Genomic DNA, 24,614 nt, shown 5'->3' with positions numbered 1-24,614 from the left:
ACTCTTCACGTATAACATCTATCATATATAATGCATCTTCTGTATTGACATTCTCATCAATACCACGCAATTCCATTTCTTCATTAATGCGAAGTAATATTTCATTGATGTATTTTTGCACCGTTCAAACTTAAAAGATTTAAAAATTGGCATTTTTCGGTGTACGTGGAAATGGTATCACATCACGAATATTTGACATTCCTGTAACAAATAACACTAATCTTTCAAATCCTAACCCAAATCCTGCATGGGGAACAGTTCCGAACTTTCGTGTTTCAAGATACCACCATAATTGTTTCACATTCATACCCAATTCTTCCATTCGCTGGCGTAATTTCAGGTAATCTGATTCACGCTCGGAACCTCCTATTATCTCTCCTATCTGTGGAAATAAAATATCCATTGCTCGTACAGTTTTACCGTCTTCATTCAACTTCATATAAAAAGCTTTTATTTCTTTAGGATAGTCCGTAACAATGATAGGGCAACAAAAATATTCTTCAACTAAAAAACGTTCATGTTCAGAGCTTAAATCCATGCCTTGCACTATTGGAATTTCAAATTCTCTGTTTGATTGTTTCAATATTTCTATTGCTTGTGAATATGGCAATCGAACAAATTTGTTATTTACTACTGAATGTAACCTTTCGATTAAACCACTATTTACTGTATTATTCAAAAAAATCAAATCACTTTCACACGCTTCAATAGCATGGCGAATTACATATTTCAAGAAGTCCTCCGCTAAATCCATGTTATCGTTGATGTCAATAAACGCCATTTCGGGTTCTACCATCCAAAATTCAGCTAAATGTCGATAAGTATTCGAGTTTTCAGCCCTAAAAGTTGGTCCGAATGTGTAAATAGCCCCTAATCCCAAAGCCCCCAGTTCACCCTCCAATTGCCCTGATACAGTTAGATTCGCCGGGACACCAAAAAATCTTGATTATCACCCGTTGTTACTTCAAACAATTTTCCTGCTCCTTCTGCATCAGATGTAGTTATTATGGGAGTATTAAAATAGAAAAAACCTTTTTCATGAAAGTATTTATGTATAGCAAAAGCTAAATTATGACGAACTCTAAATATCGCTCCAAAAATATTTGTTCGCATCCGCAAATGAGCAATATTCCGCAAAAAATCTAACGAGTGTCCTTTCTTTTGTAAAGGATATTCCTGTGGGTCGGCAGTGCCATATAAAACTATATTTTGGGCTATTATTTCTCCATGCTGCTGATTTCCAGTAGATAGTACAAACATACCATCTACCCGAATGGCACTTCCGGTAGTTACCAATTTAAGAAAATCTTTTTTTATCTTTTCATGTTCAGCCACAATTTGCAGATTATGAACAGTTGAACCATCATTTATTGCAATGAAACTAATGTTTTTACTTTGTCTATGCGTTCGTACCCAGCCGTTTACGCTTACATTAATATTATAGGTAGTTGTTTTCAACAAATCAATTATTCTTATTTTCATAAAGTCATAATATTATAGTTTACAATGCCATTTCATTAACAAATATGGTAAGGGAGTTATTCGAGAGGAACTGGTTATTTATGAATAAGTCATAATTCAACTCAATATGAATATTGTTATCACCAATTGTAGGATGATAAGACAATGTTTTGATTTTTACATTGAGTTCTCCATCTGTATTAATATAATCAGATTCCGTACATTCTCCCTCTATGAAAGACATTTCAGAGAACAAACTTCCACTTCGGTATAAACAAACAGATTTATTACTGATTACCAATTTGTTTTCAATGATATGTCCACCTTTACATAGTTCTCGATATTCAACAATATGCAGACCATTAACAATAGAATATTTTCCAATAGCATTAGTCACTATCTCGTCAATATAATCAGCATATTGTTGAACACCTTTTACTATAACTCTAATATCCGCTTTCATTAGATAGATTTTATAGATGTGGCAGATTTTCACGATAGCTTCTCAAATAAGCTTCGTCTTGCTCTGCTATTTGTTGTTTTAGAAAAGCAATCATTTTTTGTTTTATCTGTTTTCAAATTGCCTCTAACTTGAATTAAGTTGGATGCCCCATCCGTTACAAATCGAGCATCAATTTTAAGATTTTCTATCAAAGTCTTCATTTCCTCCAACTTCTCAATTTCAGTTTCTTCTTTCCAGTTACCAGCCTGTATTTCCTTATACAGTTCCGAAGTTGGATAAATTGTAAGCATTGAAGATTCAATTATTTGCGGATGAAGCTGATTGAAAATTTCTGCTGTTACCTTTGCCCCCATCTTGCCTTTTCCACTACCATAAATTCCTGTCAAATAAAAGAAGTTATAGGTAATATTTGCTTCTTCCAATTTCTTACATTGCTCAATGATGTCCTTTGATAGAAATCCCTTTCTCATGAAAATCAAAGATTCATCATATCCGGTTTCAACTCCGATTGTAATTCCATCATATCCGAGTTCTCGCAATTCTTTTAATTCTGTAACAGATTTAGGGGTAATGTCCGTAATTCGTGCAAAACACCCTATACTCTGACAAGCAGGAAAGTATTGATGTACCATTTTCGCAAGTGTTTTAAGCTTATTCACACTAAGCACAAATGGGTTTGCACCTGTGAAAAACACCCTTTGTGCGTGTCTATAATAATAACTTGCTTCCTTTAAATCCGATTTTACCTCTTCAATTGGTGATAGCCTGAATTTGAAAGGTAAATCTTCGTATAAAGTACAAAATTTGCAGGAATGGTGAGTACATCCAGCTGTTACTTGAATGAGCATTGAGTATGCTTCGTAAGGCGGCCGCCAAATAGTTCCAGTGTAGTGCATAATTCTTTTTTTATTAGTTAATAATGTATTGTTAAGACACCAAACAAATATACCAATGCGGTAAACATGATATATTAAGTATCTTTTTCGATTGCAAAGATATAAATATACTTAGTATAAAAAAAGAAGTTACAAGACGGTAAGATAGTTACAAAAAGGTAACTCTTTTTGTATATTAGGAAGTTATAACAGAAAAAAATTGAAAAGTTTTTTGAAAATGCGCCCGGTTCCCGCCGGGCGCAACCACTAAAATTTCAATTATTATAAGTTGTAAAACTTATCACAATGAAATTCCAGTGGCAAAGATAGGCTATTTCTTCGGTTTCGCGTTCTTTGCGGGGAATGAAAAACCGACATTGAACTGCTCGTCCAGCACAAGCGAAGCATCGAAATCCTTTCCGTTCTTGCCCTTGAAGCCCTTGATTAGCCCGGTCTTGCGTTTCGTCACCAGTTCGACAATCTGCTTGTCGGAAAGCTGCTTGTCGCACTTGTTGCGGAATATGGTAAGCGTGCAGTCCACGTTGGAACACTTCGCCACTTTCGGGTAGAACAGGATGCGCCCGTTATTGCATTTCGGGCAGGGACAAGTTTCACCAGTAGCGACAGATAGCTGCACCGATAGCAGTTCTGCGGTAATTTGTGTTGCGTACACCTCGATGCCCTTTCGGAACGTGTCGGCATCCATGCTACCCGCTTCTATCTTGGCAAGGGCGGTTTCCCACATGCCCGTCATTTCGACATCGGCAATCTTCTTGTCCTTGACAATCCTGTAAACGGCAAGCCCCTTGTCGGTGGGTACAAGGTTCTTCTTCTCACGCACGATGTACTGGCGGGCGAACAGTGTTTCTATAATCGCCGCACGGGTGGCTGGCGTGCCTATCCCGGCATCTTTCAGGCTGGCTTTCAGTTCGGCATCTTCCAGTTCCTTTCCGGCGTTCTCCATTGCGGCAAGCAGGCTGCTTTCCGTGTGCAGCGGTTTCGGCTTGGTCTGCTTTTCAAGCAGTTCCACGTTGGAAATCGGCAGGCTTTCGCCCTCTTGGAGCGGCGGCAGGCTGGCGGCTTCTTCGTCCCCGCCCATTTCCTGCTCGCCGAACACGGCACGCCACCCGGCTTCTTTCATCACAGACCCTTTCACCGTGAAGTCGGTATCTCCAGCCGACAATATGGCGGTGGTAACGCCTTTCACGCACTTGCCCGAAAAGGCTTCCAGCATACGCCCGGCTACCAGTTCGTAAACCGCCCGCTCGTCTTTGGAGAGTTCGCCGGGCAGGTTCTCGGTAATGATTAAGGCGTGGTGGTCGGTCACTTTGCCGTCATTCACGCTGCGGCGGTTCAGGGGTGTACCGTCCAGCCCGGCGGCATACCCGGCAAAGTGGGGGTATTGCCCTAACAGGGCGACACGCTCCGGCATTTCATCGAAAACGTCCTCCGATATATAGCGGCTTCCGGTTCTCGGGTAGGACATCACTTTCTTTTCATACAGGCTTTGCGCTATGGAAAGCGTCTTGTCAGCCGAGAAATTCAGCTTTGTATTGGCTTCCTTTTGCAGCGTGGTAAGGTCGTACAGAAGCGGCGGTTCTTGGCTGGCTTCTTTCCTCTCAACGGATTTCACGGCAAGCTGCCCTGCATCCTTAACCCGTTGCAGGGCGGCTATGGCTTCGGGCTGCTGTTCCCACTTGGCGGTCGATTGGGCGGTGAAACTTATCCCTCCGCTGGCGGTCGCCACTTTGAGTTGCCAAAATTTGACGGGTACGAAATGCTTGTTCTCCAAATAGCGGCTGCATATCATCACGAGCGTGGGTGTCTGCACCCTCCCCAGCGAGAACACCCCCTGCCCGGCGGCTACGCTCAACGCTTGGGTGGCGTTTATCCCTATCAGCCAGTCCGCTTCGCTGCGGGACTTGGCAGAGAGGTAGAGGTTATCGTAACATTCGCCCGGCTGCAAGTTATCCAGCCCCTCACGGATTGCCTTGTCGGTAAGGCTGCTTATCCACAGGCGCACGAAAGGCTTCCGGCAGTTCAGGTAATGGAAGATATAGCGGAAGATTAACTCACCCTCACGCCCGGCATCGGTGGCGACAATAATCCGGTCGCACTTGTCGAACACTTCCTTTATCACTTTCAATTGTTTCAGCACGCCGGGGTCTGCCTTGTAGCCTTTCTCCGCTTTCACCTGACGGGGGATTAGCTGGAAATCGGGCGGCAGTATGGGCAGGCTCTCCCTGCGGAAGTTCGCCACGCCGTAGGCTTCCGGCATGGCAAGCTGGATTAAGTGGCCGAACGCCCATGTCACCATATACCCGTTGCCGGAAAGATAACCGTCATTACGCTGGGTTGCACCGATGATGCGGGCGATGTCCTTTGCCACGCTGGGCTTCTCTGCTATCAATGCAATCATAATTCTTTACTTTTTAATGGTGGATATTACATTTTCATTCCTTTGGACTTCTTGGGCTTGTCCGCTTTCAGGCTCTTGTCCTGCGCTTTCTCCTGCTTCTCTTTCTGCTTGGCGGTGGACTTGTCCTGACCCTGTTTCAGCGGCTCTTTGCCCTGCTTGGTGGCTTCGTTGGTCTTGCCCTCCGAATTGACCGCTACCTGTGTCCGGTTCTCGGCGGCGGGGGTAACGTCTTTCGGCTGCACCTTGTCGGGGAATTTGCCCTGTGCGCCGGGCTGCACATGACCGTTGAACTCAACGCCCTTGCCGTCCTTTAACCCGGCTACCTGCTGCTCTGCGGCTTGCTGCCCCTGCTGCAAGAACTGGACGGCAGAACTCGGCAGGAACTCCAAGCCACGTTCCACCGCACTGACCTGCAAATAGGCACTGCGCTTCGTGCCGTCCCTGAATTGCAGGTTTTCCATTTTCACCGCTTGCCCGGCTTCAAAGGCGGCTCTCTGTTCCGGGCTGACTTTCACTCCGCAAATGGTATCGGGGCATTTCCACTTGTCAGCCCGCATATACTCCAGTTCGTGTGTGTACCTGTCCCGGCTGACGAACACGGGGATTTGCTTGCCGCTTTTCGGGTCTTTGATTTCTGCAATGCCGCCCAAGTTGCCAGTGCCTTGCAAGTTGCCCTGTTCCTGCTTGGTGAACCCGTGTTCATGGAACGGGCGTTGCAACAGTTTCTCGTCCTGCTGCACACCGTGCAGCTTGGGTACTACCGTGCCGTCCTTAGCCTGATAAAAAGAGAGCTTGACATCGGTAGGTTTGAGGTAGAAACCGCCCACTGTTCCCGAAACGGTGTAGGTGTTGCGGGACTTGTAGCCACGCATTACCCGGTCGAAGTCCTTCGTGTTTTTCAGGGTGTCGGCGGTGATACCGACTTTTTTCAGGTTCTCCCAGTCGATTTTTGCCGGGTCGAAGCGGTAGCCCTGCTTGAACTCGTGGAAGTCGGGCTTCGGAACTCGAAGCATTTCAGCCCGCTTGCCGCCCTCCGGTGTCGGGTTGCGGTGGTTGTCCTCGATTGCCTTTGCGTCCCGCTCCGCTTCGGAAGCCTTGACGCTGAACAGTTCCAGCCCGGAAGTGTCCTGAAACTTGCGGAAGAAATTGGAAATGAAGTTGCTGAACACATCGCTGTTCTTGTCCACCTGCATGAACTCGCCGCCATGTGTCGGCGGCACGGTCTGCAAATTGCCCTCCTTGTCGATACCCTTAACGGCACTCACCTTGCCCTGCTGTTTATCCAAGACCAGCAGCACGTCTTTTTCCTGCCCCTCTACGGGCGGGGTCATTCTGTTTGCCATAAATAATTGGAATTTTAGTGGTTACGGGAATAGTCCCGCCCAAAGGTAGCGACTAAACATGCTATATTTGGACGGGCGGCAAAGGCTGTCCGAATTTGTCCTGCGCTGTCTGAATTTGTCCGGGTGGGATGAAATTCCGCAACCATTGGTTGCAGAATTGAAAAGGGCATAAAAAAAGAGAGCGAAGTTAATCACTCTCTTTGGGTGAGCCATTTATGAGCCATTTAATTATAGACCTTATACCTTATAATCAACGACTTATTAAAATTTGCATTATACCTGCGATACGTTAGTGAGCCATTTAGGAACATAATAAGTTCCTTTTCCCACTTTACCCTGCATTTCCAGCCAACCATTCATTTGTTGGAGTATGCGGGATGCTGTAGGCTTGCTTACTCCCAAAATGTTCTGTACGTCCGAGTTCGTGACACGTCCGTTCTTGGCTGCATACTCGACAACTGAAATATACCTTTCATCCACCCGCTGCGCCAATAGCTGCGAACGTATATCGGTATAATAGGTAATCATCAGACCGCTTAACATTTCAAGTTTGGGCGGCAACAACTTGTATGCACTGACAGCTTCCAAGATACGCTTGTAGCCACGTCCCCAGCTTTCAATATCCCCGCTTCTGAAAAAGGCGTTGGCGATTAACGGATTATAGGGAGAGGACGGGTGGCTTTCAAAAAGTTTTTCGGTCGTCCAACTTTCCGGCAACTGCCCGGCGTTCCAAAAGGTGATATGGTCGGGGAACACGCTAATCTGAATGGGTACGGCACTGGCATAGTCTTTATGTGCCACACAATTCATCAGTGATTCCCTGACAGCTTCCACCGGGAACTGCGGTGTTTCACGCCGGGAAATGCCCTCGTATGAAATGCGGTAAATCAGGTATTTGGTCTTTATCAAATCCATTGCCTTATCCACCTGCTCCATTAAAGAGCCGTGAACCTCGTCCTGAAACTCCAAGTTACCCTTATCATCCCGGAAGAAACCTATCTTGATATAAGCCCCGGTTACAAAGCGTTCCGGGTCGGGGTGGAACAACAGCAAGGCGGCACGGGTCGGGCGGTTGGTTTGGGTGTCAATCAGCCGCAAATCGTGCAGCAAATTTTCGGTAGTATCTTTCAACACATCTTCGTCCACACGACCGCTTCTCGCTGCTTCCTTGCGGAAACGGTCTAATGCGCTTGGGGAAAGTTCCTCTATGCCTGCCCACTCTATGGGAAACTCGTCCCAATGCCTGCCAGTACGTTGCAGGATAAAACGGTTCAACGCCGCACCTTTCAACTCCTGTTTCGTGCTGCCGCTGCGATAGTGGTACTGACCTTTGTAATTGATAGGATTGGAATAAGGCGGCACGTCAATCTCGATATATTTCAGCCCGTTTTCTTCCAGCAGGTTCACGTCCACGATGATACCCAGCACGTCACGTACTTTGTTTGGTATATCCTCCAGCAGTTTGTCAGCATCGGCAACGCCGACTACCTTACCGTTGTCATTCATACCTATATATATCTTGCCGCCTGTGGCGTTGGCAAAGCCGCATATCCATTTCAGATACTCGTCACGCCAGCTTTCTTTCCATTCCGTATTTTGGTTTTCATTCATAATCATTTCTTTGTCTGCAAAATTAGTAAAAATACTGTCTGTCAGGAAAGAATATCGGTTATTCTTCCTCTTTTATCAGGTGGCATAGCTCCGGGTCGTTCTTAATCCGGGTTATCTCGTCCTCGACAATCTGCCGGACTTCCTGACGGATGCGGTCATAGTTGGCTTGTATCTCCTCCTGCATCCGGTCGTTGCCGTCCTTGTCGGTGAAGTCGATAATCTGCGGCAACTTCACGTAACGGGCGGTTTCCCGCTTCACCTTTTCATTGTCCACCACGATTTCACAATGGAAAATCTTCTGCTCTATCCGTTCATCAAAGTTGTCTGCCACTGCCCCCACGAACATACCTTGCGTGAGGTTGGATATTTTGCTGGCAGGTATCAGGCTGTCCATTTGGGTGCTTATCGAGGTGGACTTCTCCCGCTGGTTGATTGTCATGCTCTGCCGTTTCTGCAACACCTTACCGAAACGTTCCGATAGAATTTTTGCCGTTTCACCGACCACCTGACCGCTGAACACGTTACCCACGGTATTTTGTATCACACGGCTTTCCTTGTCCCCATAGTCACGGGTAAGCTGGCTGTAATCCTGAAAGCCCAGCAGAACCGCCACCTTGTTGCTTCGGGCGGTAGCAATCAAATTATCCAACCCCCGAAAATATATGGTCGGTAATTCATCTATTATCACCGAACTTTTAAGCTGACCTTTCTTGTTTATCAGCTTCACGATACGGGAATTATATAATCCCAGTGCCGCCGAATAGATATTTTGGCGGTCAGGATTGTTGCCGACAACCAAGATTTTAGGCTCTTTCGGGTTGTTGATGTCAAGTGAAAAATCATCACCTGTCATTACCCAGTAAAGGGCGGGTGAAATCATCCTTGAAAGCGGAATTTTCGCACTGGCAATCTGCCCCTGCAACTGCTCTTGGGCATCTGATTCCCAAGCATCTACGAACGGGGAAAGATAATTTTCCAGTTCGGGATAACTGCGCAAAATGGTGAACACATCGGCGTATTTCTTGTTCAACAGTTCAATGGCGTGCGGGAATGTGCAATATTTACCACCCTGATAGATACGGAGATACCAAATTATAGCTGCCAAAAGAATAATCGGGCTTTCCACGAAGAAGTCGCCCTGCTTGCTTATCCAGCTGCGATTAAGGTTAAGCATAATCGTGTAGCTGGCTTCATAGGCATCCGCAATGTCCGACATGAAGCTGGCGTTTATCGGATTGCATCGGTGGCTCTTGCGGGGGTCGTCAAAGTTGATAACGTAAAACTTAGGCTTTACCTTGTAGCCGCACAAGTGTGTAAGCAGGTGATTGTAAGCAATTTCTGAAAGGTCGGGAAACTTGTAATCATAACAATAGAGTGCAAACCCTTTCTCGATTTGCTGTTTTATGTAACTGTTTACCACCGCATACGACTTACCGCTGCCCGGCGTTCCCAACACAAGGCTGGCACGGAACGGGTTCACGACATTTATCCAGCCGTTATTCCATTTCTTCTTATAGTAGAACCGGGTAGGCAGATTTACCGAATACTCGTTCTCGATAAGCCTTGTTTCCTGCATGAAACTCTCGTTCTCCGTATTAAAGACATCATCCATTAGGTTATTTTTCAACAGCCGGGACATCCACGTACCCGACATGAGCATACAGATATAGCCCGCCGACAGCGTGGCTATGTAAAATGCCGTGTCCGCCGTATGTGGCAGCGGAAGTTCCAGCAGCCACCAGTTCAGGAAAAACAACACGACACCCGCCGCAAGGCTGCAATGTATCTTCGCCCACGTTATCTTTTCCTCTTTCACGCCCTTAGTGCCGATGCACGACAGGGCGAGGAACACCACCGCAAAAAGTTTCGTCCAAAGGACGGACGAGAACAGCCCGGTGGTGCGCTGGAAGTTCCACAGTATCTTGTCTATCACCTCAAACGTCATTCCCCATTCTTTCAGGGTGGAGTAACAGAACCAGTACACGTTTATTCCCACGAATAGAATACTGATAGCCCGCATAAAGTCCATGACCCTTGCAAGCCCTCTCAAATCATCTTCCTGTTGCATGATTGTAATGTTTTTTAGTTAGTCGATGCGCCTTGTGCGCTTCTTTTTCTTCTTTCTCTTTTGGTGGGCGGTGTCCTGCGGCTCGTCACCGCCTGATGCACCGCCGCCCAGCAAACCGCCGAAAGCACCCAGCACGGAAGCCACGTCCGAAACGATGTCGGATTTCGGCATGAAGCCCGGCTGTTCCTGATGCGTGGATTGGTCTTGCTGCGGTGCTGACACTTCGGGCTGGTGCATCTTTCCGGTTTCGCCCGAAAAGCGTTCGTTGAACACGTTCGCCGAATACTCCTTGCCCAAGCGTGAACCGTTCAGCACCACACGGCTGTCGTGGTCGATGAACGTAACGCCATAGATGCGCCCGCTGTCGTTCTGACGGAATACCACGTCAATGCCCTGCTTCCTTAGCTGCTGTTCCAGTTCCTTGCGGCTGCGGGTGGTCTGCATGGCAGTGGCTACAATCTTCCGAGTACGCTCTTTCAGTTTCCTGTTCTTGATTGCTTCGCCCGATTTCTCCATTCTGCGCTGCACCGCTTCATAGCCCACCGACTTGCCGATGCGGGAAGCCTTTACCGGGTTGCCCACCTTTTCGCCCTTGTCGTTCATGGCGGAATAGATAATGCCCTGATAGGGCTTGCCGTTCACCTCACCCTTGACTTCCTCGGCGCACACGTTGTAAGCGGCAAGCAAAGCCTTGTACTCTCCGAACGACTGGAAGCGGTAGCCATAGCAAGCCGCTTTCACGGTGTTGCCGATTTGGTGCTTCACGTCCCCGGCTGCATAGTCCACCTTTTTAAGTTCCGGGCGTTCGGCACGCTCCTTCCGCTCTGCCGGGTGCAGGTTGTATTTCCTTTCCAGTTCACGGGTGATTTGCTTGCTGCGCCGATGCTCGAACCTGTCATTCAGCGGCTTGCCGTTCTCGTCCACCCGCAACCCAACGATGTGGATATGGTGGCGGGCGATGTCGGTATGCTTGTACACCAAATAAGGCTGGTCGCCATAGCCCAACTTCCGCATATACTCCCGTGCGATGTCGGAAAGCTGCTGGTCGGTCAGCACGTCTTCCGGGTGCGGGTTTATGGAAATATGAAGTATCGGCTTCTTGGTGGATAGCTGGACGGGCATCTGCATTTCAAAGCTGCGCATACACTCGCCGATAGAGAAATTCCCGTCCTCGCCCAACAGCATCCGGTTGGAGAAAAGCACCTTTGCTTCCTCGCTGTCCACCTTGTTTTGGTTGTAAGCCAGTGCGCCGAACATATTGCCGCCCGTGCTTATTTTGGCAACCATAGTTCCTTGCACTCGTTTGTCAGGTCGATAACCTGACGGTTCAACATCGCCAGTTCGGTGGTCGCTTTCTCCAGTTTATAGAGAAAAGCCAATGCCTTTTTCTCCGAAAAATTGCTATGCAACGCCTTTACAACTTGGTTGTAATTGACCGCCACGGCTCTGAATTGTGCATAAAATTCGGTCAGCCGGGCGCAATACTCGACCGCTGTTTTCTCCACTTTCACCACCCGGAACGGCTCGCCGAACAACCGGGCGGCGATAAAACGGGACTTGCTTGTAACGCCCGACTGCTCCCATTGCGAGAGGAAGCGGGCGTTCTCCCGGTCGTTCAGGTAGAGGACATGGCGGTGCTTCGCCGGGTCTGCGAGGGCGGGGCGACCGCCCTTGTTGGTTCTTCTTGTTTCCATACTTCTTTCAATTAAAAAATTACGACTTCGGAGTGATTTTTACCCCCGCAAGGGGCAAGGCGTTTTCAGGCACGGAAAACGTTTTGTATGCTACAAAACACACCTTGCTATTTTCTGACGAAAATCGAAATCCGTCACGGACGGATTGGGGTTAGCGTGGAACGGTAAGCCCTGCGTTCACCAGCCCGTTTTTACACCTCCGCCCCCTGCGGTTCGTTACTCCGCTGCAAAGTAACGGTGATTTATAATGCTGTAAAATAGGTGGTTGGTGGACAAATCGGGACAGCACAGGACAAATCGGGACAAGGTTTTCAGGGGACGTTTTTTCTCCCTTTTTTTGCATCGGATTTCAAGATTGAAAGACATATTTCAATCAGGCAAGAATGATTGAAAGCAGGATTTCAAAAAAACGTGATTGCAGGATTTCAATATTTCAAGGAAGAATGAAAGCAGGAAAACAAGATTGAAATAAAACAGTCTTTCAATATTTCAAAATTGCAATATGGAAACAAAGAAAGCTATATGGCTGGATTGATTGAAAGCAATAAATAAATCTATCAACCAATAATGAACGAAAGCAATATGGAAAACGAGAAAACACCCCTTTATGTCGCCTTTTCCACCCAAAAGGGCGGGGTCGGCAAAACCACCTTTACCGTGCTGGCGGCGAGTTACCTCTATTACCTCAAAGGTTACGATGTGGCGGTGGTCGATTGCGACTACCCCCAACACTCCATTGCCGGGATGCGCAAGCGGGATGCCGAGCAGGTCGGAGCGGATGAAGATTACAAGCGCATGGCGTATGAACAGTTTACCCGGCTGGGGAAGAAAGCCTACCCGGTATTGTGCAGTTCACCCGAAAAGGCGATTGCAACGGCTGACGAACATATAGCCGCCGGACACGTGCCGGATATTGTCTTTTTCGACCTGCCCGGCACGGTGAACAGCGAGGGCGTGATAAACTCCCTCGCGGGCATGGACTACATCTTCACCCCCATTTCAGCCGACAAGGTGGTGCTGGAAAGCAGCCTGTCGTTCGCAATGGCTATCCAAAAGCTATTGGTGAAGAATGAAGCCTGCCGACTTGCCGGGCTGTACCTCTTTTGGAACATGGTGGACGGTCGGGAAAAAACAGACCTCTACGCCGCCTATGACAAGACCATTAAGGAACTGGAACTACCGCTGATGAGAACCTTTATCCCCGATACCAAACGCTACAAAAAGGAACTGGTGGCGGATAGAAAGGCGGTGTTCCGCTCCACGCTCTTTCCCGCCAGCCGCCCGCTGGTGAGGGGAAGCAACTTGGAAGAACTGATAACCGAAATAGTGTACTACATCAAATTACAATGATATGGCAAAGCAAAGCGGCGGGATGCCGAAGATAGACGAGGATTTCATGAAAGAACTTATCTCGCAAGGCGTACCCGCCAAGCGGGAGAGCCAGCCGGATGATGCACCGCAGCCCGGCGGCGAAACGGAAACCGCCCACGAGGGACGGCAGGCTGAAACGGTGCGGGTGGAGAAACCGACACCCCGCAAGCGCAAGGGCGGTTCGGGTGACTACCAGGAAACCTATTTTCAGAAAGTAGAACTGGCAGACCGACAGCCCTTGTACGTGAGCCGCACCACGCACGAGAAGCTGATGCGTATCGTGACAGTGATAGGCGGGCGAAAGGTGACGGTAAGCAGCTACGTGGAAAACATTCTGCTGCGCCACTTCGAGCAGTACCAAGACGAGATAAACACACTGTACGAAAGCCACTTCCAAAAGCCCTTTTAGCTATGGTAGCCTATTGCATATTAACCGGGCTTTTGGTGTACTATATCGCCCTATGGCTGTGGTATCGCTACACGGACAGCCGGACATCACCGGGCAGAACGGATGATGCGCCGCTTCCACGAAACGAAGTTTCAGGCTACACACTGATAGGCGAAAGCCGATACAAGGGTGGACTAATCGGGACAGCGCAGGACAAATCGGGACACCTCCCGCAAGCGGCTGAAAATGATACTATTTTTGCGCCGCAGGCTGACGAACAGCCAGAAGAAACGCCCGGTTACGAGAATGACGAACCCGACTACGAGGACGAGGAAATAGCCGGTACATGGGTGACGATGATACCGGGCGGGCTACGGGCGTGAGCTTTGACGAACTGGGCGAAGCGGTACGCACGGCGAACGCCGACACCTCCACCGAAGCGGAACAGCGGCAAGCCGCCGGGACACTGGCAAGGATTGAGGGAACAAACCTCTACGATGCGGTGGTGGAGAACATCAACGGCGGGCTGGCAAAGGTGGCGGAACTGCTGGGACGCAACGAAGCGGAACTGGCTACGGCTACTGTCCCTGCCGAAGCTGGCGGTATAAGCAAGGAACACGAAGCGTTCGACATGAACGATTTCCTATAATGTAATAATGTGTAACAATATGAAGCAACGTGACTACGGTTGATTGGCAACCTGAAAACCAAACAGACAAACGGGACTATCCCCGACCACTAAAATTTCAAATTATTCACCAGCCGGGAAAGGCGGACTTCCCACCCGCCGCCCGGCATTAAAAACAAATCACAATGAGAAAGAAAATCTTTTTGTCGGCGGCTATCCTTGCCGCTGCGGTAAGTGCCTACGCACAGGGCAACGGGCAGGCGGGCATCACCGAAGCCACGAACCTAATCACAGGGTATTTCGACCCCGGAACAAAACTGGTGTACGCAATCGGGGCGGTCTGCGGCTTGATTGGCGGGGTAAAAGTGTATAACAAATTTTCAAGCGGCGACCCCGACACCTCAAAGACCGCTGCCAGTTGGTTCGGGGCGTGTATCTTCCTGATTGTCGCCGCCACTATCCTGCGGTCGTTCTTCCTCTAAAACGGCGGCTATGTCTGAATATCCGGTAAACAGGGGTATCGGGAAGCCGGTGGAGTTCAAGGGGCTGAAAAGCCAGTACCTCTTTATCTTTTGCGGCGGCTTGCTCGCCGTCTTCGTGGTGTTCATCGTCCTGTTCATGGCTGGCGTGAACCAGTGGCTATGTATCGGTTTCATCGTGTCGGCTTCGCTGCTGCTCGTGTGGCAGACGTTCCGGCTCAACGCACGGTACGGCACGCACGCTGATGAAAGCAGCCGCACGCAAAAGACACCCACGCTTCATTATCAGCCGAAAGGCGATACCCCGGCTGTTCAATTACAAAAGAAGAAAGGAAGAAAGAACATGAGGAATACATTAAAGGCTACCACGCTGGAAAGGAAATTTCCACTTTTGGCGGTGGAGAACGGCTGCATCATTTCAAAGGATGCGGACATAACGGTGGCTTTCAAGGTGGAACTGCCCGAACTGTTCACCGTCACCAGTGCCGAGTACGAAGCCATACATTCGGCATGGTACAAGGCAATCAAGGTGCTGCCCGACTACTCCATAGTACACAAGCAGGACTTCTTCATCAAGGAGAGCTACCAGCCCGACACCGAAAGGGACGAACTTAGTTTTTTAAGTCGCTCCTTTGAACGGCACTTCAATGAACGCCCGTTCCTGAACCATTACTGCTACCTGTTCCTGACGAAAACGACAAGGGAGAGAAGCCGCCGACAGAGCGACTTCTCCACCCTCTGCCGGGGCAGGATTGTCCCGCAGGAGATAGCCGACAAGGAAACGGCGGCAAAGTTCATCGAAGCGGTCGGGCAATTTGAAAGGATAATGAACGACAGCGGGTTTGTCACCCTTACCCGGCTGGCGGCATCGGAAATCACCGGGCAGGACGGAAAGGCGGGCATCATCGAGAAATACTTCTCGCTCTCGCAAACCGACACTACTTGCCTGAAAGACATCGGGCTGTACCCGGAAGAAATGCGTGTCGGGGACGATATACTGTGCCTGCACACGCTTTCGGACGTGGAAGATTTGCCCGGAAAAGTCGGGACGGACTGCCGATTTGAGAAACTTTCCACCGACAGAAGCGATTGCAGGTTAAGTTTCGCCGCCCCGGTGGGCGTGCTGTTGTCGTGTAACCACGTCTATAACCAGTTCATCTTCATAGACGACCACGCCGAAAACCTGAAGAACTTCGAGCAGACCGCCCGGAATATGCAATCGCTCTCCCGCTACTCCCGTGCCAACCAAGTGAACAAGGAGTGGATAGACGAGTACCTGAATGAAGCCCACAGCAAGGGGCTTGTCTCGGTGCGCTGCCACTGCAACGTCATGGCATGGAGTGACGACCGGGACGAACTCAAACGCATACGCAACGATGTGGGAAGCCAGCTTGCGCTAATGGAGTGCAAGCCACGCCACAACACGGTCGATACGCCCACGCTCTTTTGGGCGGGCATACCCGGCAACGAAGCCGACTTCCCGGCAGAGGAAAGTTTCTACACGTTCTTGGGGCAGGCTCTCTGCCTGTTCGTGGAAGAAACGAACTACAAGAGTTCGCTTTCGCCGTTCGGCATCAAAATGGTGGACAGGGTAAGCGGTCGCCCGCTGCACATCGACATATCGGATTTGCCCATGAAGAAAGGCATCACCACCAACCGCAACAAGTTCATACTTGGGCCGAGCGGTAGCGGGAAGTCTTTCTTCACCAACCACATGGTGCGCCAGTATTACGAGCAGGGTGCGCACGTGCTATTAGTAGATACGGGTAACAGCTACTTGGGGTTGTCCCAGCTTATCCACAATCGCACGCACGGTGAGGACGGGATTTATTTCACCTACACCAACGAGAACCCGATAGCGTTCAACCCGTTCTATGTCGAGGACGGAGTATTTGACATCGAGAAGAAAGAGAGTATCAAGACCCTTATCCTTACTTTATGGAAGCGGGACGATGAAGCCCCCAAGCGGTCGGAAGAAGTGGCGTTGTCCAATGCGGTAAGTGCCTATATCGAACGTATCACAGGGGATAAATCGGTAACGCCCTGCTTCAACACGTTCTACGAGTTTGTCCGGGATGATTACCGCCGACAGCTTGAACAGAAGAACGTCAGGGAAAAGGATTTCGACATAGACAACTTCCTGAACGTGCTTGAACCCTATTACAAGGGTGGCGAGTATGACTATTTGCTGAACTCCGACAAGGAGCTGGATTTGCTGCATAAACGCTTCATTGTCTTTGAATTGGATAATATCAAAGACCACAAGATTTTATTCCCGATAACGACTATCATCATCATGGAAGCCTTTATAAACAAGATGCGCAAGTTAAAGGGAATAAGGAAGTTAATACTAATCGAGGAAGCGTGGAAAGCGATTGCATCGGCGAACATGGCGGACTACATAAAATATTTGTACAAAACCGTCCGAAAGTATTTCGGGGAAGCGATTGTGGTAACGCAGGAAGTGGAAGATATTATTTCCTCGCCCATAGTGAAAGAGAGTATCATCAATAACTCGGACTGCAAGATTTTGTTAGACCAAAGAAAATACTTGAATAAGTTCGACAGCATACAAAACCTGCTCGGACTGACCGACAAGGAGCGTTCGCAGATATTGTCTATCAACATGGCGAACCACCCCGGACGGAAGTACAAGGAAGTCTTCTTCTCGCTGGGCGGCACGCAGTCGGCGGTATATGCCACAGAAGTTTCGCTGGAAGAATATTACACGTTCACGACAGAGGAAAGCGAGAAAATGGAACTGTTCGCCCTCGCCGAGAAGCTGGGCGGCAACCTTGAACTGGCTATCAAGCGGCTTGCGGAAAGCAAACGTAATCCCCAATTATCAACAACTTAAAATAAAAAAACATGAAACGGACAAATAGACTGTTTCCCATGCTGCTATGCGTCTGCCTGTCATTGGCTGGCTGCACTGGCAACGGGGAAAAACAACTGGAAAAGATGCGTGGTGAATGGGTACACGTCAAGGGACACCCGGCTTTCACGCTCTCGAAAACGGGCGGCAAATACACCGTCACCCGAAAAACGAATATCAGGGGCAAGGTGCTGGAAACTGCCTATCAAGTGTCGGAACAGGACGGGAAACTGTTTATCGAAACTGGCTTTGCCATACTGCTGACGTATGACAAGGAACGTGACCGGATAACCCTTTCACCCGGCGGCGAATACAAGCGAGTTACAAACCTTAAAAACAGAAAAAGATGAAGAAAACAATTCTCCTTATGGTGGTATGCCTTTGCTTCATCGGCAAGGCATCCGCCCAGTGGGTGGTGTCAGACCCCGGCAACTTGGCACAGGGTATCATCAACACCACCAAGCAGATAGTGCAGACTTCCACCACAGCCAAGAACACGCTGGACGGCTTCATGGAAGCGCAGAAGATTTTCCAGCAGGGTAAAAAATATTACGATGCGCTCAAAGCGGTGCATGACGTGGTTAAGGGCGGTGTCAAGGTGAAGAAGTCCATCGAACTGGTGGCGGAAATATCCGAAATCTACGTGCGCAACTTCCAAAGTATGCTGGCAGACCCGAATTTCACGCCTGACGAACTGTCCGCAATCTCGTTCGGCTATGCCAAACTGATGTCGGAAAGCTCGGACGTGTTGCAGGACTTGAAAAATGTAGTGAACATCACGGGTATGTCGCTGACGGATGCCGAACGGCTGGCAATCATCGACAACGCTTATCGAAGCCTGCTCAACTACCGCAACCTTGTGAACTACTACACCCGAAAGAACATATCCGTGTCCTACCTGCGGGCAAAGAAGAAAAACGACACCGACCGGGTGCTGGCTCTCTACGGCTCGGCGGATGAACGCTACTGGTAACATATAAATCGGTATGCCTATGTTATTAGCAGCGGTGGATTTTGACAACCTGCACCAAGTGTTGCGGGTGCTGTACGATGAAATGATGCCCTTGTGCAGCAACATGACGGGGGTAGCGAAAGGGATAGCCGGGCTGGGAGCTTTGTTCTATGTAGCCGCCAAAGTGTGGCAGTCACTCGCGCGTGCCGAAGCCATAGACGTGTACCCGCTACTCCGTCCTTTTGCGCTGGGGCTGTGCATCATGTTCTTTCCCACGTTCGTGCTGGGCACTATCAACACGGTATTGTCGCCAGTGGTAAAAGGATGCAACCAACTTATGGAAACGCAGACTTTCGACATGAACGAGTATCGGGCGCAAAAAGACCGACTGGAATATGAAGCCCTGATGCGAAGCCCCGAAACGGCTTACCTTGCATCGGACGAGGAATTTGACAGACAACTGGAAGAACTGGGCTGGTCGCCCTCCGACATGGTGACTATGACGGGGATGTATATGGATAGGGCGGCTTACAATATCAAGAAGTCCGTCCGGGACTGGTTCAGGGAACTGTTGGAAATGCTCTTTCAGGCGGCGGGGCTGATTATAGACACGCTGCGCACGTTCTTCCTGATTGTGCTTTCGATATTGGGTCCGCTGGCGTTTGCGATTTCCGTCTATGACGGTTTCCAAAGCACGCTGACCCAATGGATTTCACGCTATATCTCCATTTACCTGTGGTTGCCCGTGTCGGATTTGTTCAGCAGCGTGCTGGCACGCATACAAACGCTGATGCTCCAAAAGGACATTCAGGAACTTTCAGACCCGAATTTCATTCCTGACGGGAGCAGCACCGTGTATGTAATATTTATGATAATCGGTATCGTGGGCTACTTCACCATTCCTACGGTGGCAAGCTGGATTGTGTCGGCTGGCGGCACGTCTGCCTATAACCGCAACGTGGCACGGGCTGGGTCAATCGCCGGGGCTGCGGTCGGTGCGGCAAGCGGGAAAGTAACCGGGAAACTACTCAAATAACCAACATCAAAATTTAGTATATGGAATTTAAATCATTAACGAACATCGAAACGAGTTTCCGGCAAATCCGGCTCTTTGCGCTGGTATTCATCTGCCTGTGCGCACTGGTGACGGGCTTTGCCGTGTGGAACTCGTACAGCTTCGCCGAAAAGCAGCGGCAGAAGATATACGTCCTCGACAACGGCAAAAGCCTGATGCTGGCACTCTCGCAGGACATGGCACAGAACAGACCAGTGGAAGCCAAATCACACGTGCGGCGTTTCCACGAACTGTTTTTCACCTTATCACCCGACAAGGGGGCTATCGAAAGCAACATCAAACGCTCGCTGTTCCTCGCCGACAAGACCGCTTTCAACTATTACAAGGACTTGGCGGAAAAGGGCTACTACAACCGGGTGATTTCCGGAAACGTCACGCAGACGGTGGAGATTGACAGCGTGAAGTGCGACTTCGACCAGTACCCCTACAAGGTGAACACGTATGCCCGCCAGTTGATTGTCCGGGAAAGCAGCCTGACGGTGCGAAGCCTTGTGACCTCGTGCCGCCTGCTCAACGCCACACGGAGCGACAACAACCCGCACGGCTTCATTATCGAAGCGTTCACCATTACCGAGAACAAGGATTTGCAAACCGTTAAGAGGTAGCCTTATGGAAAGGAAACGAAATTACATCGAAAAGGTGCAGGACTGGGCGGACGACTGCCTGCGCCGAATGTGCGGACGGATTACGCCGGGCAAAAGGCTGGCGGTTATCCTCGTGATGTTCCTATTTTTCGGCGGCTTGTCTATCTACATCACTGTTTCATCAATCTACAATATCGGGAAACGGGACGGCAGGCGGCTGCAAATAGAACATATCAAACAACTGCCATTGCAGGGCAATGACACAATCAACAGTATCAACCTCTTAAACAGACCGGAATATGGAAGAAGTACAGAAGAATGAGAACGGCACGACCGTACCACAGATGGACGGGAAGACTGAAAAGGAAAAGAAGCCCAAACGGGAACTGACACCCCAACAGGTACAGCAGCGCAGGAAAATGATAGTCTTCCCGCTGATGTTCCTTGCCTTTGCCGGGTGCATGTACCTGATATTCGCCCCCTCCGGCAAAGAGGACGTGAATGTAGAGAGCGTTGGCGGCTTCAACGCCGACATACCCCTGCCCGCAGAGGACGGGATTATAGCCGACAAGCAAAAGGCATACGAACAAGCGATGCTGAACCGCAAACAGCAGGACAAGATACAGTCCTTGCAGGACTTCGGTTTCACGGGGGACGATGAAACGGAAGAACCGCAAGCGGAAATAGACCTGATGCCGGAAGAAAATCCGAAGCCACAAAAGGGCGGCGGTGCTTCTTATTCGGCAAACGCTTACCGGGACATCAACCGCCAGTTAAGCACGTTCTACGAAACGCCCCCTGTGGACGAGGAAAAAGAGGACTTGAAGCGGCAGGTGGCGGAACTGACCGACAGACTGCAACAGCAGCAGAACGCCACGCCTACCGCTGACGACCAAATGGCACTCTTGGAAAAGTCCTACGAACTGGCGGCAAAGTACATGAATGAGGGCGGGCAGAACGGGCAAACGGCACAAGTGCCTGTTGCCGGGACTGTCACCCAAAAGCCGCAAGCCCAGCCCGTGCAGGCTATCCGGGAAACGACCGTATCGGGATTGCAGCAGCCCATGAGCGATGCCGACTTCATCCGGGCTTACAGCCAGCCACGAAACTACGGCTTCAACACGGCGGTAGGCACGGGCTACGCTATGGGCAGGAACACGATAGCCGCCTGCATCCACCAAGACCAAACCCTGACGGACGGGCAGGCGGTGAAACTACGGCTGCTCGAACCCATGCAGGCGGGAAACATAGTCGTGCCGAAGAATACCCTTGTGGCGGGGACGGCAAAGGTGCAGGGCGAACGGCTCGACATACTGGTGTCCTCGATTGAATATGCGGGCAACATCATCCCGGTGGAACTCGCCGTATTCGACACGGACGGGCAAAAGGGGCTTTCCGTACCGTCCTCTATGGAGCAGGAAGCGTTCAACGAAGCTATGGCGAATATCGGAAGCGGGCTGGGAACAAGCATTTCCTTTGCACGGAGTGCCGGGCAGCAGGTGGCTATGGACGTGACAAGGGGCTTGCTGCAAGGAACGTCCGGCTACCTCGCCAAGAAGTTCCGAACCGTAAAAGTGAAGCTGAAAGCAGGCTATAAAGTCATGCTTTACGCCAAACAACAATAATTATTTAACTACTAAAATTCCAATTAACAATGAAACAGATTTTTGGATTGTTCGCCCTCTTGCTGGGCGTGTGTGCGGCAAACGCACAAACCGCTGACACCGTGAAGTATGCGGCTGGCAACGACTTGTACCGGGGGATTACCCGGAAACTCCCGTACCACCAAATGGTAACGCCCTACGGCGTGGAAGTGACCTTTGCCAAGACGGTGCATATCATCTTCCCCGCCGCCGTCCGCTATGTCGATTTGGGAAGCAACCACATCATAGCGGGCAAGGCAGACGGTGCGGAGAACGTAATACGTGTGAAAGCCACGACAGAGGGCTTTCCGGGAGAAACGAACTTCTCCGTCATTTGTGAGGACGGGAGTTTCTTTTCATTTAATGCCAAGTACGCCCGTGAACCGGAAATGCTCAACATCGAAATGAAAGACTTCTTGGAGAATGAAGATACGTCCGACTTCTCACATACCCGCATGAACATCTATTTCCGGGAACTGGGTAATGAAAGCCCGCTGCTGGTGAAGCTGATAATGCAGAGCATCTACAAGAACAACGACCGGAAAGTGCGCCACTTGGGTAGCAAGCGTTTCGGCATACAGTTCTTAATCAAGGGGATTTACACCTATAACGGGATGCTCTATGTACACACGCAGACAAAGAACAGTTCCAACGTGCCTTTCGATACCGACTTCATCAAGTTTAAGATAGTCGATAAGGAAGTACCCAAGCGCACGGCTATTCAGGAAACAGTGCTGGATGCGGTACGCAGCTACAACGAGGTGATAGAGATTGCCGGGAAATCGACCGTGCGCACGGTATACGCCCTGCCGAAGTTCACCATTCCTGACGACAAGCTGCTGCTGGTGGAACTCTACGAGAAGAACGGCGGGCGGCATCAGGTTATCCGGGTGGAGAACGCCGACATCGTGAACGCAGAAGTGATTAACGAACTCAAAATCAAATAGGGAATGAAAAGGCACATCTTTATAATGATACTCTTTGCGCTGTGCCTGACCTCGTTTCAGGCACACGCACAAAGATACCTGCCGGGCATGAAAGGCTTGCAGGTCACGGCGGGCATGACGGACGGGGTGCATTGGAACGCCAATACGGATTTTGCCTACCATATCGGGGCGGCGTATAGCGTTTACACCAAGAACACCAACCGCTGGGTAATTGGCGGCGAATACCTGCACAAGAAGTATGACTACAAGGATATGAGAATACCAGTCGAACAGTTCACCGCAGAGGGCGGCTATTACCTGAAATTCCTATCGGACAGGCGTAAGACCTTTTTCCTGTCGCTGGGACTGTCGGCACTCGCCGGGTATGAAGTGAGCAACCGAAGCGAAAAGCTGTTGCCGGACGGCTCTACTTTGCTGGATAAGGACTGCTTCGTTTACGGCGGAGCTTTAACGCTGGAACTGGAAGCCTACCTGACTGACCGGATAGCTTTGCTTGTCAGCGCAAGGGAACGGGCGTTGTTCGGCTCGGACATAGGCAAGTTCCACACGCAGGTATCTGTGGGACTGAAATTCATTATCAACTGACCGCTATATAATAATGTATATGAAGAATGTAATGTATAAAATCATCATGGGCTGCTACATCGTGGCCGCCCTCGTGCTTGTCACCGCCTGTAATGACAACTTGGATATTCAGCAGGCATACCCGTTCAGCATCGAAACGCTGCCAGTACCCAAAAGGCTGAAAGTCGGGGAAACTGCCGAAATACGCTGCCAACTGATGCGTGGCGGCTATTACCAGCCGACTACCTATCAGATACGGTACTTCCAGCCGGACGGCAAAGGGAAGCTGGAAATGGATAACGGCACGGTGTTCCTGCCCAATGACCTGTACCCGCTGGAGAAAGAAACGTTCCGGCTCTACTACACATCGGCATCGACAGACCAGCAGACGATTGACATTTATGTAATTGATAGCTTCGGGCAGGTGCAGCAACTTTCGCTATCGTTCAATAATGACAACGGCAAGGATGAAGAACCGGAATAGCCATGCGGCTGTTTGTTAGGATATATACCAGCCTTATACGCAATGATACGCAATGCGTATGTTATGGCAGTCCACCCGCTGATAGTTCGGCGGGTGGACTTTTCATGTTAGGGAACAGGGCGGGTTTCTTTGCCACTTTATTTCCCGGCACTCACGAAAGAAAGTGGCGGCGGCAAATAGCCGCCGTTCTCTATCAACTGGTTTTAAGGCTCTTTATGGACGTGTATTTCTCTAACCACACCTTTACCTGTTCCATGTTATATTCGCCCGTAATGATTGCCGTATGGTCGTTTATGGCTACAAACCGGACACTTTCGTAGCTGTTTACCCAGCCTTGCAGGGAACAGACACCCCACGTTGCAACATCTTCAAAAACACTGCGGTCTATCCGGCTGATTGGCTCGCCGAAAACTACCGTCATTATCTGAAAGTCCGGTTTATCCTCTAACAGTTGTAAATGGTGTAACGTGCCGAACTCGTCTATTTTACGCCCCCACGCCCACACATCATTATACAAATCATCGCCCCACTGGTGCGGGTGGTCGAAGCGGACTTTTACCGCTGTGGAATGCCGGTCGTCTTGGATGTCCTCGATAACGCCCGTTACCATTAAACCCGTAAAAATACACTCGCAACGCTTGCCGATAAGCTCCTTGTTTACTTCTGTCGTTTTCATATCCCTAAATTTTA

The 24,614-nt window shown here is 49.6% G+C and carries 22 protein-coding genes and 2 pseudogenes; 14 read left to right on the top strand and 10 right to left on the bottom strand.

The window, feature by feature from the left end; translation table 11 throughout:
- Nucleotides 1–139: 139 nt before the first annotated feature.
- The 9 genes and pseudogenes from asnS to mobA all read right to left on the bottom strand — a co-directional run bounded on the left by asnS (nt 140) and on the right by mobA (nt 11,934).
- Nucleotides 140–1,482, bottom strand: a pseudogene (asnS, locus tag JCM16496_RS09025) (asparagine--tRNA ligase).
- A gap of 19 nt (nt 1,483–1,501) precedes the next feature.
- Nucleotides 1,502–1,924, bottom strand: a complete 423-nt coding sequence (locus JCM16496_RS09020; protein ID WP_025833756.1) for a YwiB family protein — start codon at nt 1,922–1,924, stop codon at nt 1,502–1,504.
- A gap of 29 nt (nt 1,925–1,953) precedes the next feature.
- Nucleotides 1,954–2,820, bottom strand: coding sequence for a radical SAM protein (locus tag JCM16496_RS09015; protein ID WP_244440286.1), 867 nt, complete (start codon nt 2,818–2,820; stop codon nt 1,954–1,956).
- Between the two features lie 310 nt (nt 2,821–3,130).
- Nucleotides 3,131–5,218, bottom strand: a complete 2,088-nt coding sequence (locus JCM16496_RS09010) for a type IA DNA topoisomerase (protein ID WP_025833755.1) — start codon at nt 5,216–5,218, stop codon at nt 3,131–3,133.
- A 26-nt stretch (nt 5,219–5,244) separates the two neighbouring features.
- Entirely contained in the window at nt 5,245–6,561 is a 1,317-nt protein-coding gene (locus JCM16496_RS09005) for a DUF3945 domain-containing protein (RefSeq protein WP_025833754.1), read from the bottom strand.
- A 273-nt stretch (nt 6,562–6,834) separates the two neighbouring features.
- Entirely contained in the window at nt 6,835–8,172 is a 1,338-nt protein-coding gene (locus JCM16496_RS09000) for an RNA-binding domain-containing protein (RefSeq protein WP_025833751.1), read from the bottom strand.
- 58 nt (nt 8,173–8,230) lie between these two features.
- On the bottom strand, nt 8,231–10,240 hold the full coding sequence (gene mobC / locus JCM16496_RS08995) for a conjugal transfer protein MobC (protein WP_025833749.1): 2,010 nt from the start codon (nt 10,238–10,240) through the stop codon (nt 8,231–8,233).
- 18 nt (nt 10,241–10,258) lie between these two features.
- Nucleotides 10,259–11,527: a conjugal transfer protein MobB gene (mobB, locus tag JCM16496_RS08990; RefSeq protein ID WP_025833747.1), complete on the bottom strand. Its 1,269-nt coding sequence runs from the start codon at nt 11,525–11,527 to the stop codon at nt 10,259–10,261.
- Nucleotides 11,512–11,934, bottom strand: coding sequence for a conjugal transfer protein MobA (mobA, locus tag JCM16496_RS08985; RefSeq protein ID WP_025833745.1), 423 nt, complete (start codon nt 11,932–11,934; stop codon nt 11,512–11,514). The genes mobB and mobA overlap by 16 nt, the downstream gene beginning before the upstream one ends.
- Nucleotides 11,935–12,501: 567 nt before the next feature.
- Here mobA and JCM16496_RS08980 point away from each other — a divergent pair.
- The 14 genes and pseudogenes from JCM16496_RS08980 to JCM16496_RS08915 all read left to right on the top strand — a co-directional run bounded on the left by JCM16496_RS08980 (nt 12,502) and on the right by JCM16496_RS08915 (nt 23,924).
- Nucleotides 12,502–13,284: a ParA family protein gene (locus tag JCM16496_RS08980; protein WP_025833742.1), complete on the top strand. Its 783-nt coding sequence runs from the start codon at nt 12,502–12,504 to the stop codon at nt 13,282–13,284.
- Nucleotide 13,285: 1 nt separating this feature from the next.
- Nucleotides 13,286–13,714, top strand: coding sequence for a DUF3408 domain-containing protein (locus JCM16496_RS08975; protein ID WP_025833740.1), 429 nt, complete (start codon nt 13,286–13,288; stop codon nt 13,712–13,714).
- Between the two features lie 2 nt (nt 13,715–13,716).
- Nucleotides 13,717–14,342, top strand: a pseudogene (locus tag JCM16496_RS08970) (hypothetical protein).
- Nucleotides 14,343–14,506: 164 nt separating this feature from the next.
- Entirely contained in the window at nt 14,507–14,803 is a 297-nt protein-coding gene (locus JCM16496_RS08965; protein WP_004309970.1) for a DUF4134 domain-containing protein, read from the top strand.
- 10 nt (nt 14,804–14,813) lie between these two features.
- A complete protein-coding gene (locus tag JCM16496_RS08960; RefSeq protein ID WP_244440285.1) occupies nt 14,814–17,657 on the top strand; it encodes a TraG family conjugative transposon ATPase in 2,844 nt (947 codons plus the stop codon).
- A gap of 11 nt (nt 17,658–17,668) precedes the next feature.
- On the top strand, nt 17,669–18,025 hold the full coding sequence (locus tag JCM16496_RS08955; RefSeq protein WP_025833735.1) for a DUF3876 domain-containing protein: 357 nt from the start codon (nt 17,669–17,671) through the stop codon (nt 18,023–18,025).
- Nucleotides 18,022–18,648, top strand: coding sequence for a DUF4141 domain-containing protein (locus JCM16496_RS08950; protein ID WP_025833733.1), 627 nt, complete (start codon nt 18,022–18,024; stop codon nt 18,646–18,648). Before JCM16496_RS08955 ends, JCM16496_RS08950 begins: the two co-directional genes overlap by 4 nt.
- 19 nt (nt 18,649–18,667) lie before the next feature.
- Entirely contained in the window at nt 18,668–19,663 is a 996-nt protein-coding gene (gene traJ, locus JCM16496_RS08945; RefSeq protein WP_025833731.1) for a conjugative transposon protein TraJ, read from the top strand.
- Between the two features lie 20 nt (nt 19,664–19,683).
- On the top strand, nt 19,684–20,307 hold the full coding sequence (traK, locus tag JCM16496_RS08940) for a conjugative transposon protein TraK (protein ID WP_004309966.1): 624 nt from the start codon (nt 19,684–19,686) through the stop codon (nt 20,305–20,307).
- Nucleotides 20,308–20,311: 4 nt separating this feature from the next.
- Nucleotides 20,312–20,608, top strand: a complete 297-nt coding sequence (locus tag JCM16496_RS08935) for a TraL conjugative transposon family protein (protein ID WP_025833725.1) — start codon at nt 20,312–20,314, stop codon at nt 20,606–20,608.
- Complete coding sequence (gene traM, locus JCM16496_RS08930; protein WP_025833723.1) at nt 20,586–21,911, top strand: conjugative transposon protein TraM; 1,326 nt, start codon at nt 20,586–20,588, stop codon at nt 21,909–21,911. Before JCM16496_RS08935 ends, traM begins: the two co-directional genes overlap by 23 nt.
- 29 nt (nt 21,912–21,940) lie before the next feature.
- Nucleotides 21,941–22,876 (top strand): conjugative transposon protein TraN, encoded by a 936-nt coding sequence (gene traN / locus JCM16496_RS08925; RefSeq protein ID WP_025833721.1) that lies wholly within the window; start codon nt 21,941–21,943, stop codon nt 22,874–22,876.
- 3 nt (nt 22,877–22,879) lie between these two features.
- Nucleotides 22,880–23,461, top strand: coding sequence for a conjugal transfer protein TraO (locus JCM16496_RS08920; RefSeq protein ID WP_025833719.1), 582 nt, complete (start codon nt 22,880–22,882; stop codon nt 23,459–23,461).
- A 13-nt stretch (nt 23,462–23,474) separates the two neighbouring features.
- A complete protein-coding gene (locus JCM16496_RS08915) occupies nt 23,475–23,924 on the top strand; it encodes a DUF3872 domain-containing protein (protein ID WP_025833718.1) in 450 nt (149 codons plus the stop codon).
- Between the two features lie 193 nt (nt 23,925–24,117).
- Here the strand turns inward: JCM16496_RS08915 and JCM16496_RS08910 are convergent, their stop codons facing one another.
- Nucleotides 24,118–24,600, bottom strand: coding sequence for a DUF7258 domain-containing protein (locus tag JCM16496_RS08910; RefSeq protein WP_025833716.1), 483 nt, complete (start codon nt 24,598–24,600; stop codon nt 24,118–24,120).
- Between the last annotated feature and the right edge of the window lie 14 nt (nt 24,601–24,614).

It is taken from the genome of Bacteroides rodentium JCM 16496, assembly GCF_000614125.1.
GTDB lineage: Bacteria > Bacteroidota > Bacteroidia > Bacteroidales > Bacteroidaceae > Bacteroides > Bacteroides rodentium.
This window is presented reverse-complemented; position numbering and strand designations above follow the sequence as displayed.